Here is a 16,911-nt window from a genome sequence, read left to right as displayed (position 1 = left end):
AAATAATTACAAAATTAAAAACCTCATAATCAAAAGATTATGAGGTTTTCTGCGGAGAATGAGGGATTCGAACCCCCGGACCTGTTACAGTCAACAGTTTTCAAGACTGCCGCATTCGACCACTCTGCCAATTCTCCAAGTGTCTCATCAGGTATTCCCTGAATGCGGATGCAAATATATAAAGCTTTTTTAATTCTGTAAAATAAAAAATGCTTTATTTTTTAAGTTTTTTGAATATAATTAATTTAAACTTCTATTGTATTCATTATCAAGTATTATAACAATATAGAAACTAATGAAAATCATTATAATTTATAGAAAAATATAAAATCTAATACCTACTTTAGTATATTTGTAACTTACTTAAATATTATAAACGATGTCATTTAATTCTTTTGGAAACCTATTAAGAGTAACAACCTATGGAGAATCTCATGGAAGTGCTATTGGTGGTGTTATAGATGGTTTCCCTGCTGGTTTAGTTGTTGATTTTGATGCAATTCAAGAAGAATTAAATAGACGTAAACCTGGGCAATCTAAAATCGTTACACAACGTAAAGAGCCAGATACTGTTGAATTTTTATCAGGAATTTTCGAAGGAAAGACAACTGGAACCTCTATTGGTTTTATTATTAGAAATACCAATCAGAAATCTAAAGATTACAATCATAATACTAATGTTTATAGACCTTCTCATGCAGATTATACCTATGACCAAAAATATGGTGTTAGAGATTACAAAGGTGGTGGTAGAAGTTCTGCAAGAGAAACTGCCAATTGGGTAGTTGCTGGTGCATTGGCAAAACAACTGATAGCAAGCATAAATATAAATGCTTTTACATCTTCTGTTGGAGATATTTTTATTGATAAACCTTATCAAGATCTAGATTTTTCTAAAACAGAAAATAATATTGTACGTTGTCCAGATGAGTCTTCTGCAGAAAAAATGATTTCTAAAATTCAAGAAATTAGAAAAGCTGGAGATACAATTGGAGGTACAATTACTTGTGTTGCACAAAATGTTCCTGTTGGTTTAGGTGAACCTATTTTTAACAAACTACATGCAGAATTGGGGAAAGCAATGCTTTCTATTAACGCTGTAAAAGGTTTCGAATTTGGAAGCGGGTTTTGTGGTGCAAAAATGAAAGGTTCTGAACACAATGACGTTTTTAATGCTGATGGTTCTACACAGTCTAACCTTTCAGGCGGAATTCAAGGAGGAATTAGTAACGGAATGGATATTTACTTTAGAGTAGCATTTAAACCTGTTGCTACAATAATGAGCTCTCAACAAACCATAAATTCTGATTATGAAGTTACAGAAATAACGGGTAAAGGTAGACACGATCCTTGTGTTGTACCAAGAGCTGTACCTATTGTAGAAGCAATGACAGCTTTGGTTTTAGCAGATTTCTATTTATTAAATAAATCAAGAAAGATTTAATTTTATTTGTGTTGATGGCCTTTTTGATTATCAATAAATATATGATTACATTTATTGCAAACAAAAAGACTTGAAACCTAAAAGACTCTTTTTTATTGACATAATTCGTGCATTTGCAATATTAATGATGCTTCAAGGGCATTTTATTGATACTCTCTTGGCTACAAGTTTTAGAGATGTAAATTCAATTTCTTTTTCTGTTTGGTCTTATTTCAGAGGTATAACTGCACCTACATTTTTTACAATTTCAGGTTTAATATTTACTTATTTATTGTTAAAGGCAAAAGAAAGAGGAGAAGAAAAACTTCGAATGAAAAAAGGGATTGTTAGAGGTTTATTTCTAATTTTTATAGGTTATCTTTTAAGAATTCCATTTTTAAGATGGCTACAAGGCAGTTTTAATTCCTATTTTTTAATAGTGGATGTTTTGCAATGTATAGGATTGAGTTTAATTTTAATAATTTTACTTTACTATTTATCTGCAAAAAAAACATTATTATTTTCTTTGATTACTTTAACTCTAGGGTTTATTATATTTCTTACAGAACCTTTATACAGAACTCTTAATTTAGAAAATTTACCTATTCTACTTAACAACTATATTTCTAAAGTAAATGGATCCGTATTTACCATAATTCCATGGCTCGGGTATGTTGCTTTTGGTGCATTTTTAGCAACTATATTTGATAAAAATTTAATGAAAGATCATTTTAAAAAAATTATAATATTTCTATTTATCTTTTTTGGAATTATACTTATATTTTATTCTTCCTATCTTTTATGTTTACTTTATAAACTAACAGATATTCAATTATTTTTAGACTCTGCTAGCTATAATTACCTCTTTACAAGGCTTGGAAATGTATTCTTATACTTTGCTTTCTTTTACGCTTTAGAAGAGTATCTTAAGTTTCCTCTTATTTTAAAAATTGGGCAAAAGACATTATCAATTTATGTAATTCATTTTATTATTATCTATGGTAGTTTTACTGGAATTGGCTTGAAACATATCATTGGAAAAAACCTTTCTCCCATACAAGCTATTATTGGCGCAATTTTATTTTTAACTACGGTCTGTTTTATTTCTTTTTATTACGTAAGAACAAATGCTTTTATATATGATAATTTGAGAAAGTTTTTCGATAAATTGAAAGGAAACTAATAGTTATTACGACTTATTTGCTATGAAAACCTACTTCTCATTTTTATTAATTTTTGTTTTTAAAATTTGTCCAGCACAAACTACTTATTTAGATAAAGTTACAAAAACAACAAAAAAAACATATACCTATAAAAAAACAAAAGAATACAAATTAAAATTAGATTTTTATAAACCAAGAAAACTTAAAGGAGAAGTTCCTTTAGTAATTTATGTTCATGGTGGTGGTTTTTCTGGAGGAAAACGAAATGATAAAAACACTATAAACTTTGCAACTAATTTAGCCGAACGTGGCTATGCAGTAGCATCTATTTCCTATAGATTAACTATGCAAAAATTAGGCTTTGGGTGCGCTACAAATTTTAAAGATAAAATTAATGCTTTCAATTTTGCTTCAGAAGATATAAGTTACGCAGTAAAATTTATTTTAGATAATAAGAAAAAATTCAATATTGATTCTAAAAAAATAATATTAGTAGGAACAAGTGCTGGTGCAGAAGCTATACTTAATTTGGTATATGTTTACAATAATAAAATATTAGCAAGAAATTTTAAATTTGCTGGAGTCATAAGCATGGCAGGTGCTATTGTTTCTACTGAAAACATTACCCTTAAAAATGCAATTCCCACTCAATTATTTCACGGTACAAAAGATAAATTAGTACCTTATAATATTGCTCCCCACCATTATTGTAATAAAAAAGATAAAGGTTATTTAATGCTTTATGGCTCTAAAGCAATTTCAGAAAAATTAAATAGTTTAAAAAAACCTTTTTATTTGTATACAATTAAAGATGGAGATCATAGTTGGTCTGGTAGACCTATGCAAGAGTGTACTGAAGAAATTATTGATTTCTTATATTATGATGTTCTAAAAAATAATAAAAGACAAATTAGTTTTATAAAAAAAAGTGAAACATAGATTGTTTCACTTTTAAATTTTAAGCTTGTCCTGTTGGTCCAAAATTCATTGGAATTGGAGGCTGCTCATAATCTTTAATTTCACCATGCGCTTCTTCAAACTTTCTAACATTATCTGCTAATGCTTTTGTTAATCTTTTTGCGTGTTGTGGTGTTAAAATAATTCTAGATTTTACTTTAGCTTTTGGTACACCAGGCATAATATTTATAAAATCTACAATAAATTCTGATACAGAATGATTAATTATTGCCAAATTAGAATATGTTCCTTCTGCAATTTCTTGATCTAATTCTATATTTAATTGTCCTTCTTTGTTTTTATTTTGTTCCATTATTTGTAACGTTAAATTGGATATTTGTTCAAATGTTCATAAGATACAAAAAATAAAAAAGTTGAATTGAATAATGTAATAATTTACAATAAACAATTCAACTTTAAAATTTTAATGAATTAAGGTTTCTTTAGAAACTTTTTTCCATTTCATCTTTAGAGCCAACAATTACGTTGTCATAAGATCTCATTCCTGTTCCTGCTGGTATTTTCTTACCTACAATTACATTCTCTTTCAATCCTTCTAAAGTATCTATTTTACCACTTACAGCTGCTTCGTTTAATACTTTTGTAGTTTCTTGGAAAGAAGCTGCAGAAATAAACGATTTTGTTTGAAGTGATGCTCTAGTAATACCTTGTAAAACTTGTTCTGCAGTTGCAGGTTTTGCTTCTCTAGCGGTTACTAGGTTTTTATCATTTCTTCTTAATAAAGAATTTTCATCTCTTAATTGACGTGCAGAAATAATCTGACCTGGCTTTAAGTTTTCTGAATCTCCTGCATCTTCAACAACTTTCATTCCGTAGATAGCGTCATTGTCTTTGATAAAGTCAATTTTATGAATTAATTGATTCTCTAAAAATAAAGTGTCTCCAGAATCTATAATTTTAACTTTACGCATCATTTGACGTACAACAACTTCGAAATGCTTGTCGTTAATTTTTACACCTTGCAAACGATATACTTCTTGTATTTCATTTACCAAGTATTCTTGTACTGCAGACGGTCCTTTAATTCTTAAAATATCTGAAGGAGTTGTTGCTCCATCTGATAATGGCATACCAGCTTTAATAAAGTCATTCTCTTGAACTAAAATCTGGTTAGAAAGTTTCACTAAATACTTTCTAATATCACCCGTTTTAGATTCTACAATAATTTCTCTATTACCACGCTTAATCTTACCAAAAGATACAACACCATCAATTTCTGAAACAACAGATGGGTTAGAAGGGTTACGTGCTTCGAACAATTCTGTTACACGAGGTAAACCTCCAGTAATATCTCCTGCTTTACCAGATTTTCTTGGTATTTTTACTAATGTATGGCCAGATTCTACTTTATCTCCATCACTTACCATTAGGTGTGCACCTACTGGTAAACTGTAAGAACGTAAAGCATTACCATCATTATCTTCAATAATTAAAGAAGCAATTATTTTCTTGTTTTTAGAGTCAGTCATTACTTTCTCTTGGAAACCTGTTTGTTCATCAATTTCCACAGAGTAGTTCATACCTTGCTCTAAATTGTCAAACTTCACTTTTCCTGCAAATTCAGAAACAATAACTCCGTTAAATGGATCCCACTGACAAATTACATCACCTTTTTTAATTGAAGTTCTTTCTTTATCGAAAATGTAAGAACCATAAGGAATAATGTTTGTACTTTGAATAATTCCTGTTTTCTTGTCAATAATTTTAATTTCTGCAGTTCTTGAAATTACAATTTCTACATCATTACCATCATTGTCTTTACCTGTTACAGTTCGTAAATCTTCAATAGAAACTTTTCCATCAAATTTAGCAGTTAACTTGTTATCTTCAGATATGTTTCCTGCAACCCCACCAACGTGGAATGTACGAAGTGTTAACTGTGTACCTGGCTCACCAATAGACTGTGCTGCAATTACACCAACTGCCTCACCAATTTGTACTTTGTTAAGAGTAGATAAACTCTGCCCATAACATTTTGCACAAATACCTTTGTCAGACTCACATGTTAATGCAGATCTTACTTCAACAGAATCAATTCCAGAAGCTTGTACTTTTTCTGCTAATTGATATGTTATTGGTTGATTTGCCTCTAATAATAACTCATCAGTTAAAAGATCATAAACATTATTTAAAGAAACTCTACCTTCAATTCTATCTGCTAAAGATTCTACAATCTCATCATTTTTCTTTAAAGGAGCTACTTCTAAACCTCTTAATGTACCACAATCTTCTTCGTTAATAATAACATCTTGAGAAACATCTACCAATCTACGAGTTAAGTAACCAGCATCTGCCGTTTTTAAAGCGGTATCTGCCAATCCTTTACGTGCACCGTGAGTAGAGATAAAGTATTCAAGAATAGATAATCCTTCCTTAAAGTTAGAAAGAATTGGATTCTCAATAATTTCTCCACCTCCAGCTGTAGATTTTTTAGGTTTTGCCATTAATCCACGCATACCTGTTAACTGACGAATTTGTTCTTTAGAACCCCTTGCACCAGAATCTAGCATCATGTAAACCGAGTTAAAACCTTGTTGGTCTTCTCGTAAGTTTTTCATAGATAATTCAGTTAATCTATTGTTGGTAGAACCCCAAACATCAATTACCTGATTGTAACGCTCTTTTTGCGTTAACATACCCATATTATAATTTCCTACAATGATATCCACTTCTTTATTAGCTTCATCAATCATAGATTGCTTTTCAACTGGAATAATGATATCTCCTAATGAGAATGATAAACCACCTTGGAAGGCAAATTTATATCCCATGTTTTTTATTTCGTCTAAGAAGTTTCCTGTTGTAGGAATATCTGTAGCTTTTAAAATACCACCAATAATTCCACGTAAGTTTTTCTTAGTTAATACTTCATTAATATAACCAGCAGCAGCAGGAACCTTTTCATTAAATAAAACTCTACCTACAGTAGTTTTAATAATTCTAGTTACTTGCTCTCCATTTTCATCAATATCTTGAGTTCTAACTTTAATACCAGCATTTAAGTCTACCATTTCTTCGTTAAAAGCAATAGTTACTTCTTCTGGTGAATAGAAAGTTAATCCTTCTCCTTTAATTTTAACTTCAGGAGTAGAAATTCTTTCTTTAGTCATGTAGTATAACCCAAGTACCATATCCTGTGAAGGTACAGTTACTGGCGCACCATTTGCAGGATTTAAAATATTATGAGAAGCTAACATTAATATTTGCGCTTCTAAAATAGCCTCTGGTCCTAATGGTAAGTGAACTGCCATTTGATCTCCATCGAAATCCGCATTAAATGCAGAACATGCTAATGGATGTAATTGGATTGCTTTTCCTTCAATTAATTTTGGTTGAAAAGCTTGTATACCAAGTCTGTGTAAAGTAGGAGCCCTGTTTAATAAAACTGGATGTCCTTTAATTACATTTTCTAAAATATCCCAAACAACTGGTTCTTTTCTATCTATAATTTTCTTTGCAGATTTTACTGTTTTTACAATTCCTCTTTCAATTAATTTTCTAATTACAAAAGGCTTGTAAAGTTCAGCTGCCATATCTTTTGGGATACCACATTCTGACAATCTTAATTCTGGTCCAACAACAATTACAGAACGTGCTGAATAATCTACACGTTTTCCTAATAAATTCTGACGGAAACGTCCTTGTTTTCCTTTTAATGAATCTGATAAAGATTTTAAAGGCCTGTTAGATTCAGTTTTAACAGCTGATGATTTACGTGTGTTATCAAATAAAGAATCTACAGATTCTTGTAACATACGTTTTTCATTACGTAAAATAACTTCTGGAGCTTTTATTTCAACCAATCTTTTTAAACGATTGTTTCTAATAATAACTCTTCTATATAAATCATTTAAATCTGAAGTTGCAAAACGTCCTCCATCTAATGGTACTAATGGTCTCAATTCTGGTGGAATTACCGGAACTGCTTTCATTATCATCCATTCTGGATTATTCTCTCTATTCTTTTGAGAGTCTCTAAATGCTTCAACAACATTTAAACGTTTTAATGCTTCAGTTTTACGTTGTTTAGATGTTTCTGTGTTTGCTTTGTGTCTTAATTCAAAAGACAACCCATCTAAATCGATACGTGCTAATAAATCAATTAAACATTCTGCACCCATTTTAGCGATAAACTTATCTGGGTCAGAATCATCTTTGTATTGGTTATCTTGTGGTAACTCGTCTGCAATATCTAAATATTCTTCTTCAGTTAAGAAATCCATTTTTTGTAATGGTTCTCCTTCAGGTCCTTTTGCAATACCTGGCTGAATTACTACGTATCTTTCGTAGTAAATAATCATATCTAACTTTTTAGATGGTAAACCTAAAAGGTAACCCATTTTGTTAGGTAATGATCTAAAGTACCAAATATGAGCAACTGGTACCACTAAATTAATGTGACCAACTCTATCTCTTCGTACTTTCTTTTCTGTTACTTCTACCCCACATCTATCACAAACAATTCCTTTATAACGAATTCTTTTGTATTTTCCACAAGCACATTCATAATCCTTAACAGGACCAAAAATACGCTCACAAAATAAACCATCTCTTTCTGGTTTGTGTGTACGGTAGTTTATTGTTTCTGGTTTTAAAACTTCACCTTTAGAAATTTCTAAAATAGCTTCTGGTGATGATAAACCAATTGAGATTTTGTTAAACTTTTTTACAGTGTACTTCTCTTGTTTTCTTGCCATGTCTTTTAATAAGTATTCAGTTGGCAGTATTCAATTTTCGGAAACAGTATTGTTTCCGAAAATTGGTTACTGAAAAAATTTATTCTTCTAATCTAACGTCTAAACCTAAACCTTTCAGTTCATGCATTAATACGTTAAATGATTCTGGTAAACCTGGTTCTGGCATAGACTCTCCTTTTACGATTGCTTCGTAAGTTTTAGCTCTACCCATTACATCATCAGATTTTACAGTTAAGATTTCTCTTAAGATACTAGATGCACCATATGCTTCTAATGCCCAAACTTCCATCTCTCCAAAACGTTGTCCACCAAATTGTGCTTTACCACCTAATGGTTGTTGTGTAATTAATGAATATGGTCCAATAGAACGTGCATGCATTTTATCTTCAATCATGTGTCCTAACTTAATCATATAAATGATACCAACTGTTGCTGGCTGATCGAAACGTTTTCCTGTTCCACCATCATATAAATAAGTGTGTCCAAATCTTGGTACACCTGCATCATCAGTAATTTCATTAATCTGGTCTAAAGATGCTCCATCAAAAATTGGTGTTGCATATTTAGTTCCTAATTTTTGACCTGCCCATCCAAGAACAGTTTCATAAATCTGACCAATGTTCATACGAGATGGTACCCCTAATGGATTTAAAACGATATCTACTGGAGTTCCGTCTTCTAAGAAAGGCATATCTTCTGCTCTTACAATACGAGCAACAATACCTTTATTTCCGTGACGTCCTGCCATTTTATCACCTACTTTTAACTTACGTTTTTTAGCGATGTAAACTTTAGCTAGTTTTAAAATTCCTGCTGGCAATTCATCTCCAACTGAAATTGTAAATTTTTGACGTCTTAAAGAACCTTGTAAATCATTTACCTTGATTTTATAGTTGTGAACTAATTCACCTACTAAATCATTTAATTCTTTATCAGTTGTCCAAGAACCTGTTAAATGCACATAGTCATCAACAGAATTTAACATTTTAAGTGTATATTTTTTACCTTTTGGTAAAACTTCTTCTCCTAAATCATTAAATACTCCTTGAGATGTTTTTCCACTGATTAAAGTGAATAACTTCTCTATTAATTCATCTTTTAAGCTTTCAAATTTCCCAACAAATGAAGCTTCTAAAGTAGCTACTGCTTCTTTATCTCTTAATCTCTTGTTCTTATCTTTTACAGCTCTTTTGAATAATTTTTTATCAATTACTACACCTCTTAATGATGGAGAAGCTTTTAATGATGCATCTTTTACATCACCTGCTTTATCACCAAAAATAGCTCGTAATAATTTTTCTTCTGGAGTTGGATCAGATTCTCCTTTTGGTGTAATTTTACCAATTAAGATATCACCAGGATTTACTTCTGCTCCAATTCTAATCATTCCATTTTCATCTAAATTGCTAGTAGCTTCTTCAGAAACGTTAGGAATATCATTAGTTAACTCTTCAGTTCCTAATTTTGTATCTCTAACATCTAAAGAATACTCATCAATATGTATAGATGTAAATATATCTTCACGAACCACTTTTTCAGAAATTACAATTGCATCCTCAAAGTTATACCCTTTCCAAGGCATAAAGGCTACTTTCATATTTCTACCTAAAGCTAATTCTCCTTTTTGTGTTGCATAACCTTCACAAAGAACTTGACCTTCAGAAACTCTATCACCTTTTTGTACAATTGGTTTTAGATTAATGTTTGTTCCCTGATTCGTTTTTCTAAACTTAATTAAGTTATAAGAAACTTCATCAGAATCGAAACTTACCATTTTCTCTTCATCAGTTCTATCATATTTGATGGTAATTTTATTAGCATCAACATATTCTACAACTCCTGCACCTTCAGCATTTATTAAAATACGAGAATCTTTTGCAACTCTACGTTCTAAACCAGTACCTACAATTGGAGATTCTGGACGTAATAATGGAACTGCTTGACGCATCATGTTAGATCCCATCAAAGCTCTATTCGCATCATCGTGTTCCAAGAATGGAATTAAAGACGCAGAAATCGATGCAATTTGATTTGGAGCAACATCCATATATTGAACTTCTTGCGGAGTAACAACTGGGAAATCACCACCTTCTCTAGAAATAATTTTTTCTGCTGTAAAGGCTCCTTTTTCATCTAAGTCTACATTAGATTGCGCAAAACGCATTCCTTCTTCTTCTTCTGCACTTAAATAAATTGGTTCTTCGCTTGCTACAACACCTTCATTAACCTTTCTATATGGAGTTTCAATGAAACCTAAATTATTCACTTTTGCAAATACAGAAAGTGAAGAAATTAAACCAATATTTGGTCCCTCTGGTGTTTCGATTGGACATAAACGTCCATAATGTGTATAGTGAACATCACGTACCTCAAAACCTGCTCTTTCTCTTGATAAACCACCTGGCCCAAGTGCAGATAATCTACGCTTGTGTGTAATCTCTGCTAATGGATTTGTTTGATCCATAAATTGAGATAACTGGTTCGTTCCAAAGAAAGAATTAATTACAGACGATAATGTTTTAGCATTAATTAAATCGATTGGTGTAAACACTTCATTGTCACGCACATTCATACGCTCACGAATTGTTCTTGCCATTCTCGCTAAACCAACACCAAACTGACCTGCTAATTGTTCACCTACAGTTCTAACTCTTCTGTTAGATAAGTGATCAATATCATCTACTTCTGCTTTAGAGTTGATTAATTCAATTAAATATTTAATAATTGTAATAATATCTAATTTTGTTAATACTTTTTGATCAATTGGTTCATTTAATTGAAGTTTAGTATTCATTCTAAAACGACCAACCTCTCCTAAATTATACCTTTGCTCAGAAAAGAATAACTTATCTATAATACCTCTTGCAGTCTCCTCATCTGGCGGTTCTGCATTACGTAATTGTCTATAAATATGTTCTACTGCTTCTTTCTCGGAATTGGTAGGATCTTTCTGTAATGTATTATGAATAATTGCATAATCTGCCATATCGTTATCTACTTTATGTAGTAAAACGGTTTTAGCACCTGCTTCAATTATTTCATCTATGTGTTCTTTTTCTAAAATTGTATCACGATCGAAAATAATTTCATTTCTTTCAATAGATACAACTTCTCCAGTATCTTCATCCACAAAATCTTCATGCCAAGTTTTTAGAACTCTAGCGGCCAATTTGCGACCTAATACTTTTTTTAATCCAGCTTTAGAAACTTTAATTTCTTCTGCAAGATCAAAAATTTCTAATATATCTTTATCTCTTTCAAAACCAATGGCTCTGAATAATGTTGTAACTGGTAATTTTTTCTTTCTATCAATATAAGCATACATAACTTGATTGATATCGGTAGCAAACTCTATCCAAGATCCTTTGAAAGGAATTACTCTTGCAGAGTATAATTTTGTACCGTTTGCATGGAAAGATTGTCCAAAAAATACACCTGGAGATCTGTGTAATTGTGAAACCACAACACGTTCTGCACCATTAATTACAAAGGTACCAGAATTAGTCATATATGGAATTGTACCAAGATAAACATCTTGTACAATAGTTTCAAAATCTTCATGTTCAGGATCTGTACAGTATAATTTTAGACGTGCTTTTAAAGGCACACTATGCGTTAAACCTCTTTCTATACATTCTTGAATTGAATATCTTGGAGGATCTACAAAGTAGTCTAAAAATTCTAATACAAATTGGTTTCTTGTATCTGTTATTGGAAAGTTATCCATGAAGGTTTTGTACAAACCTTCTTCACCTCTTTCTTCTGCCTTTGTTTGAAGCTGGAAAAAGTCTTGAAAAGACTTTACCTGAATATCCAAAAAGTCTGGATATTCTTTAATCATTTGAGAAGTAGCGAAGTTGATTCTTTCAGTAGTGTTTTTCGTTGCCAAAAGAGAATATTTTTTTTAATTAAAATCTTGATTAAAATAAAGAACGAATATATACACAAAATGGTTTAGGACTAAAAACATTGTTTTTAGTACCTAAACCTAAATTTGTTTGCCCGAAACTTCGGGATAAAAGCTTACTTAAGCTCTACCTCTGCTCCAGCTTCTTCTAAAGATTTTTTAAGACCTTCAGCCTCATCTTTAGATACACCTTCTTTTACTGCTGCTGGTGCGCTATCTACGATACCTTTAGCTTCTTTTAATCCTAAACCAGTTAATTCTTTAACTAATTTTACTACTGCAAGTTTAGAACCACCTGCTGCTGTTAAAATTACGTCAAATTCAGTTTGCTCATCTGCTGCTTCATCACCACCTGCTGCTGGTCCTGCTACTGCAACTGCTGCTGCTGCTGGCTCAATACCATACTCATCTTTTAAGATAGTAGCTAATTCATTAACTTCTTTTACTGTTAAGTTAACTAATTGCTCTGCGAAATCTTTTAAATCTGCCATTTTAATTGTTTTTAAAAATTTTGTTTATTATAGTTTATTTGTGCGCGTAATTATTTTTCAGATAATGTCTTAATAAGACCTGAAAGTGTTTGACCACCTGATTGTAATGCTGAAATAACATTTTTAGCTGGTGATTGTAATAATCCAACGATTTCTCCAATAAGTTCTTCTCTAGATTTAATATCTACTAAAGCATCTAATTGATCGTCTCCAATGTAAACAGACTCTTCTGCAAAGGCTCCTTTTAATAAAGGTTTCTTTGATTTTTTTCTGAATTCTTTGATTAATTTTGCTGGAGCATTTGCTGCTTCAGAAATCATCATTGAAGTATTACCTTTTAACGTTGTTGGAAGGTCACCAAAGTCTTTGTCTGATGCTTCCATTGCTTTCGCAAGTAATGTATTCTTAACAACTGATAACTGAACACCTGCTTTGAAACAAGCTCTACGTAAATTAGAGGTAGTCTGTGCATTAAGTCCAGAAATATCTGCTAAATATAACGTGTTAGTGTCTGCTAATACTGCTGTTAAATCTTGTATTACTTGTGATTTCTCTTCTCTAGTCATAATTATAAGTTTTAACGTATTAAACAGTTTTTACTTCAACAGCAATACTAGGACTCATAGTACTAGACATAAAAACGCTTTTTACATACGTTCCTTTTGCAGTTGTAGGTTTCAGTTTAAGAATTGTTTGTATTAATTCGTTTGCATTTTCTTCAATCTTTTTAGCATCAAAAGATACTTTTCCAATTGCAGCATGAACGATACCAGTTTTATCAACTTTAAAATCGATTTTACCAGCTTTTACATCTTGAACAGCTTTTGCAACATCCATTGTTACTGTACCAGTCTTTGGGTTTGGCATTAAACCTCTAGGACCTAAAACTCTTCCTAAAGGACCTAATTTACCCATTACACTTGGCATTGTAATAATTACATCTACATCTGTCCAACCTCCTTTAATTTTTTGAAGGTATTCATCTAATCCAACATAATCTGCACCAGCTGCTGTAGCTTCTGCTTCTTTATCTGGAGTTACTAATGCTAAAACTTTTACATCCTTACCAGTTCCGTGAGGTAATGTTACTACACCTCTAACCATTTGATTAGCTTTACGTGGATCTACTCCTAAACGTATTGCTAAATCTACTGATGCATCAAACTTTACATTAGTAATGTCTTTGACTAGCGCTGAAGCAGATGCTAAATCATAAGATATAGAACTATCTAATTTTGCGTAAGCTTCTTTTTGCTTTTTTGTTAATTTTGCCATTTTTTACTTTTTATAAAGTTTATGCTGGTGCATTACCTTTTACTGTTAATCCCATAGAACGTGCTGTACCTGCAATCATACGCATTGCTGAAGAAATTTCAAAGGCATTTAAATCTACCATTTTGTCTTCTGCAATTACTTTAATTTGATCCCAAGTAACCGATGCTACTTTTTTCCTGTTTGGTTCTCCTGAACCTTTCTTAATTTTGGCCGCTTCTAGTAACTGAACTGCTGCAGGAGGAGTTTTTACAAGAAAATCAAATGATTTATCTTTGAAAACAGTAATAACAACAGGTAAAACTTTACCTTGTTTGTCTTGCGTTCTTGCATTAAACTGTTTACAGAACTCCATAATGTTAACACCAGCAGCTCCTAAAGCGGGTCCAACCGGCGGCGATGGATTCGCTGCGCCTCCCCTTACTTGTAACTTAACTACTTTACTAACTTCTTTTGCCATTTTAAAAATGTTTAATGATCTATTTTAATTTGGAAGCATTAAAATAAATCGGTATATATATTTGGTAACAATTATATTTTTTCTACTTGCATATAACTTAATTCTAATGGTGTTTTTCTTCCGAATATTTTAACCATTACTTCAAGCTTACGCTTTTCTTCATTTACTTTTTCAATAGTTCCATCAAATCCATTAAAAGGACCATCTACAACTTTTACTGTTTCTCCTATATTAAAAGGAATTGCAATATTTTCGTCTTGAACTGAAAGCTCATCAACCTTACCTAACATTCTGTTTACTTCAGATTTTCTCATAGGAACAGGTTCACCACCTTTAGTTTCCCCTAAAAAACCTATAACACCTGTGATGGCTTTTATAACGTGAGGTACTTCTCCTGAAAGGTTTGCCTCTACCATTATATAACCAGGAAAATAAACTCTTTCTCTGTTAACTTTTTTCCCGTTTCTTATCTGAACAACTTTTTCAGTAGGAACAATTACTTGACTTACATAATCAGATAACCCAACTCTAGAAATTTCTGTTTCTATATAAGCTTTAACTTTATTTTCTTGTCCTCCAATGGCTCTTACAACATACCATTTCATTACTGAATCAGCTGCCATAATTAATTAGATTTAAACATTCCAAAAAAGTTATCTAATCCCGTTTGAAAAACATAATCTATACCAGCTACTGCTAATGCAAACAAAATTGTAAAAACAGCTACAGTTACAGTTGTCTTTTGAGCGTCTTCTTTAGAAATCCACGTCATATGGTTATTTAATTCGTCAAAAGAATCTTTGATATATTGAATAAAGTTCATGTTTCTTTTTATGTTTTGCACGGGCGGAGAGATTCGAACTCCCGACAGCTGGTTTTGGAGACCAGTGCTCTACCGCTGAACTACGCCCGTTTATTATTTTCATTGATAAAGGCATCCCGTAAAAACGGGATACCTTTTAAATGTTTATCAATTAAAAAATTAATGTAATATTAATCTAATAATTCAGTTACCTGACCTGCTCCTACAGTTCTACCACCCTCACGGATTGCAAAACGTAAACCAACATTTAATGCAATTGCTTGAATTAAGTCTACAGTAATTGTTAAGTTATCACCTGGCATTACCATTTCAACTCCTGAAGGTAAATTAATTGTACCTGTTACATCTGTAGTTCTTACATAGAACTGTGGACGATAGTTGTTATGGAATGGAGTATGACGTCCACCTTCTTCTTTTTTAAGGATATAAACCTCAGCCTTAAATTTAGCATGTGGAGTTACAGAACCTGGCTTACAGATTACCATTCCTCTTTTGATATCTTCTTTTGCAATACCTCTTAATAAGATACCTGCATTATCTCCAGCCTCACCTCTATCTAAAATTTGACGGAACATTTCGATACCAGTAATAGTAGATGTCATTTTTTCAGCACCCATACCAATAATATCAACAACATCTCCAGTATTAGCAATACCTGTTTCGATACGACCTGTAGCTACAGTTCCACGACCAGTAATTGAAAATACGTCCTCAACTGGCATTAAGAAATCTTTATCAACCTCTCTTAAAGGCTCTTCAATCCAAGCATCAACTTGCGCCATTAATTCTAACACAGTATCAACCCATTTTTGCTCACCATTTAATGCTCCTAAAGCAGAACCTGAAACTACAGGACCATTATCTCCATCATACTCATAGAAAGATAATAATTCTCTAACTTCCATATCTACCAATTCTAAAAGTTCTTCATCGTCAACCATATCAACCTTGTTTAAGAAAACAACGATACGTGGAATACCAACCTGACGACCTAATAATATATGCTCTCTTGTTTGTGGCATTGGACCATCAGTAGCCGCAACCACTAAAATAGCTCCATCCATTTGAGCAGCACCAGTAACCATGTTCTTTACATAATCCGCGTGACCTGGACAGTCAACGTGTGCATAGTGACGATTTGCTGTTTGATACTCTACATGAGAAGTGTTAATTGTAATACCTCTTTCTTTTTCTTCCGGAGCATTATCAATCTGATCAAAAGATCTAGCTTCAGAGAATCCTGCATCAGCTAATACTTTAGTAATAGCCGCAGTTAAAGTTGTTTTACCGTGATCTACGTGTCCGATAGTACCAATGTTTAAGTGTGGTTTCGAACGGTCAAAAGTTCCTTTTGCCATAATTATTGATTTTTAATTCTTAGTTTAAATATATTTAGTGTCTAATAATACGTATTAAATGAGCCAGCGATGGGATTTGAACCCACGACCTCATCCCTACCAAGGATGCGCTCTACCAACTGAGCTACACCGGCTTGTTGATAATTTTGAGCGAAAGACCGGGTTCGAACCGGCGACATTCAGCTTGGAAGGCTGACGCTCTACCAACTGAGCTACTTTCGCAATATGTAAATTGTGGGGAGAGCAGGATTCGAACCTGCGAAGACGTAGTCAACGGAGTTACAGTCCGTCCTCGTTGGCCGCTTGAGTATCTCCCCTTTAATTTACTATTTTAATGAA

General features: G+C 32.3%; 13 protein-coding genes and 5 tRNA genes. 3 read left to right on the top strand and 15 right to left on the bottom strand.

Annotation, left to right across the window (positions count from 1 at the left end):
• Window positions 1-52 precede the first annotated feature (52 nt).
• Window positions 53-137 (bottom strand) — tRNA-Ser (locus tag H9W90_RS02255).
• A gap of 242 nt (window positions 138-379) precedes the next feature.
• Here H9W90_RS02255 and aroC point away from each other — a divergent pair.
• The 3 genes from aroC to H9W90_RS02240 all read left to right on the top strand — a co-directional run bounded on the left by aroC (window position 380) and on the right by H9W90_RS02240 (window position 3,525).
• Window positions 380-1,444 carry a chorismate synthase gene (gene aroC, locus H9W90_RS02250; protein ID WP_187482852.1) on the top strand — a complete coding sequence of 355 codons (1,065 nt, stop codon included), beginning with the start codon at window positions 380-382 and terminating at the stop codon, window positions 1,442-1,444.
• A 70-nt stretch (window positions 1,445-1,514) separates the two neighbouring features.
• On the top strand, window positions 1,515-2,606 hold the full coding sequence (locus H9W90_RS02245; protein WP_187482851.1) for a heparan-alpha-glucosaminide N-acetyltransferase domain-containing protein: 1,092 nt from the start codon (window positions 1,515-1,517) through the stop codon (window positions 2,604-2,606).
• A 22-nt stretch (window positions 2,607-2,628) separates the two neighbouring features.
• The gene (locus H9W90_RS02240; RefSeq protein ID WP_187482850.1) at window positions 2,629-3,525 is read left to right on the top strand and encodes an alpha/beta hydrolase; all 897 of its coding nucleotides are present in this window, start codon (window positions 2,629-2,631) and stop codon (window positions 3,523-3,525) included.
• Window positions 3,526-3,544: 19 nt separating this feature from the next.
• On the opposite strand, the gene H9W90_RS02235 is transcribed toward H9W90_RS02240, so the two are convergent.
• From H9W90_RS02235 to H9W90_RS02170, 14 genes are all read right to left on the bottom strand, one after another.
• Entirely contained in the window at window positions 3,545-3,856 is a 312-nt protein-coding gene (locus H9W90_RS02235) for a DUF3467 domain-containing protein (protein WP_187482849.1), read from the bottom strand.
• A gap of 130 nt (window positions 3,857-3,986) precedes the next feature.
• Window positions 3,987-8,261: a DNA-directed RNA polymerase subunit beta' gene (gene rpoC, locus H9W90_RS02230; protein WP_187482848.1), complete on the bottom strand. Its 4,275-nt coding sequence runs from the start codon at window positions 8,259-8,261 to the stop codon at window positions 3,987-3,989.
• Window positions 8,262-8,340: 79 nt separating this feature from the next.
• Window positions 8,341-12,150, bottom strand: a complete 3,810-nt coding sequence (gene rpoB / locus H9W90_RS02225) for a DNA-directed RNA polymerase subunit beta (protein ID WP_187482847.1) — start codon at window positions 12,148-12,150, stop codon at window positions 8,341-8,343.
• A gap of 134 nt (window positions 12,151-12,284) precedes the next feature.
• Complete coding sequence (gene rplL, locus H9W90_RS02220) at window positions 12,285-12,659, bottom strand: 50S ribosomal protein L7/L12 (protein ID WP_187482846.1); 375 nt, start codon at window positions 12,657-12,659, stop codon at window positions 12,285-12,287.
• 50 nt (window positions 12,660-12,709) lie between these two features.
• Window positions 12,710-13,225 (bottom strand): 50S ribosomal protein L10, encoded by a 516-nt coding sequence (gene rplJ, locus H9W90_RS02215; RefSeq protein ID WP_187482845.1) that lies wholly within the window; start codon window positions 13,223-13,225, stop codon window positions 12,710-12,712.
• A 19-nt stretch (window positions 13,226-13,244) separates the two neighbouring features.
• Window positions 13,245-13,934, bottom strand: coding sequence for a 50S ribosomal protein L1 (gene rplA / locus H9W90_RS02210; protein WP_187482844.1), 690 nt, complete (start codon window positions 13,932-13,934; stop codon window positions 13,245-13,247).
• Window positions 13,935-13,953: 19 nt separating this feature from the next.
• Entirely contained in the window at window positions 13,954-14,391 is a 438-nt protein-coding gene (gene rplK, locus H9W90_RS02205) for a 50S ribosomal protein L11 (RefSeq protein WP_187482843.1), read from the bottom strand.
• Between the two features lie 71 nt (window positions 14,392-14,462).
• Window positions 14,463-15,014, bottom strand: coding sequence for a transcription termination/antitermination protein NusG (gene nusG / locus H9W90_RS02200; RefSeq protein ID WP_187482842.1), 552 nt, complete (start codon window positions 15,012-15,014; stop codon window positions 14,463-14,465).
• A 2-nt stretch (window positions 15,015-15,016) separates the two neighbouring features.
• Window positions 15,017-15,214 carry a preprotein translocase subunit SecE gene (gene secE, locus H9W90_RS02195; protein ID WP_187482841.1) on the bottom strand — a complete coding sequence of 66 codons (198 nt, stop codon included), beginning with the start codon at window positions 15,212-15,214 and terminating at the stop codon, window positions 15,017-15,019.
• Between the two features lie 18 nt (window positions 15,215-15,232).
• Window positions 15,233-15,304, bottom strand: a tRNA-Trp gene (locus H9W90_RS02190).
• 80 nt (window positions 15,305-15,384) lie between these two features.
• Window positions 15,385-16,572, bottom strand: a complete 1,188-nt coding sequence (gene tuf, locus H9W90_RS02185) for an elongation factor Tu (RefSeq protein WP_187482840.1) — start codon at window positions 16,570-16,572, stop codon at window positions 15,385-15,387.
• 61 nt (window positions 16,573-16,633) lie between these two features.
• Window positions 16,634-16,706: transfer RNA gene (locus tag H9W90_RS02180), tRNA-Thr, on the bottom strand.
• 15 nt (window positions 16,707-16,721) lie between these two features.
• A tRNA-Gly gene (locus tag H9W90_RS02175) sits at window positions 16,722-16,794 on the bottom strand.
• A 13-nt stretch (window positions 16,795-16,807) separates the two neighbouring features.
• Window positions 16,808-16,889, bottom strand: a tRNA-Tyr gene (locus H9W90_RS02170).
• Window positions 16,890-16,911 lie beyond the last annotated feature (22 nt).

This window comes from Polaribacter pectinis, assembly GCF_014352875.1.
In the GTDB taxonomy this organism is placed as follows: Bacteria; Bacteroidota; Bacteroidia; order Flavobacteriales; family Flavobacteriaceae; genus Polaribacter; species Polaribacter pectinis.
This window is presented reverse-complemented; position numbering and strand designations above follow the sequence as displayed.

Coding starts and splice junctions, on each gene's coding strand:
- aroC (WP_187482852.1), top strand. CDS start 380: ATGTCATTTAATTCTTTTGGAAACCTATTAAGAGTAACAACCTATGGA.
- H9W90_RS02240 (WP_187482850.1), top strand. CDS start 2,629: ATGAAAACCTACTTCTCATTTTTATTAATTTTTGTTTTTAAAATTTGT.
- H9W90_RS02235 (WP_187482849.1), bottom strand. CDS start 3,856: ATGGAACAAAATAAAAACAAAGAAGGACAATTAAATATAGAATTAGAT.
- rpoC (WP_187482848.1), bottom strand. CDS start 8,261: ATGGCAAGAAAACAAGAGAAGTACACTGTAAAAAAGTTTAACAAAATC.
- rplL (WP_187482846.1), bottom strand. CDS start 12,659: ATGGCAGATTTAAAAGATTTCGCAGAGCAATTAGTTAACTTAACAGTA.
- rplJ (WP_187482845.1), bottom strand. CDS start 13,225: ATGACTAGAGAAGAGAAATCACAAGTAATACAAGATTTAACAGCAGTA.
- rplA (WP_187482844.1), bottom strand. CDS start 13,934: ATGGCAAAATTAACAAAAAAGCAAAAAGAAGCTTACGCAAAATTAGAT.
- rplK (WP_187482843.1), bottom strand. CDS start 14,391: ATGGCAAAAGAAGTTAGTAAAGTAGTTAAGTTACAAGTAAGGGGAGGC.
- nusG (WP_187482842.1), bottom strand. CDS start 15,014: ATGGCAGCTGATTCAGTAATGAAATGGTATGTTGTAAGAGCCATTGGA.
- secE (WP_187482841.1), bottom strand. CDS start 15,214: ATGAACTTTATTCAATATATCAAAGATTCTTTTGACGAATTAAATAAC.
- tuf (WP_187482840.1), bottom strand. CDS start 16,572: ATGGCAAAAGGAACTTTTGACCGTTCGAAACCACACTTAAACATTGGT.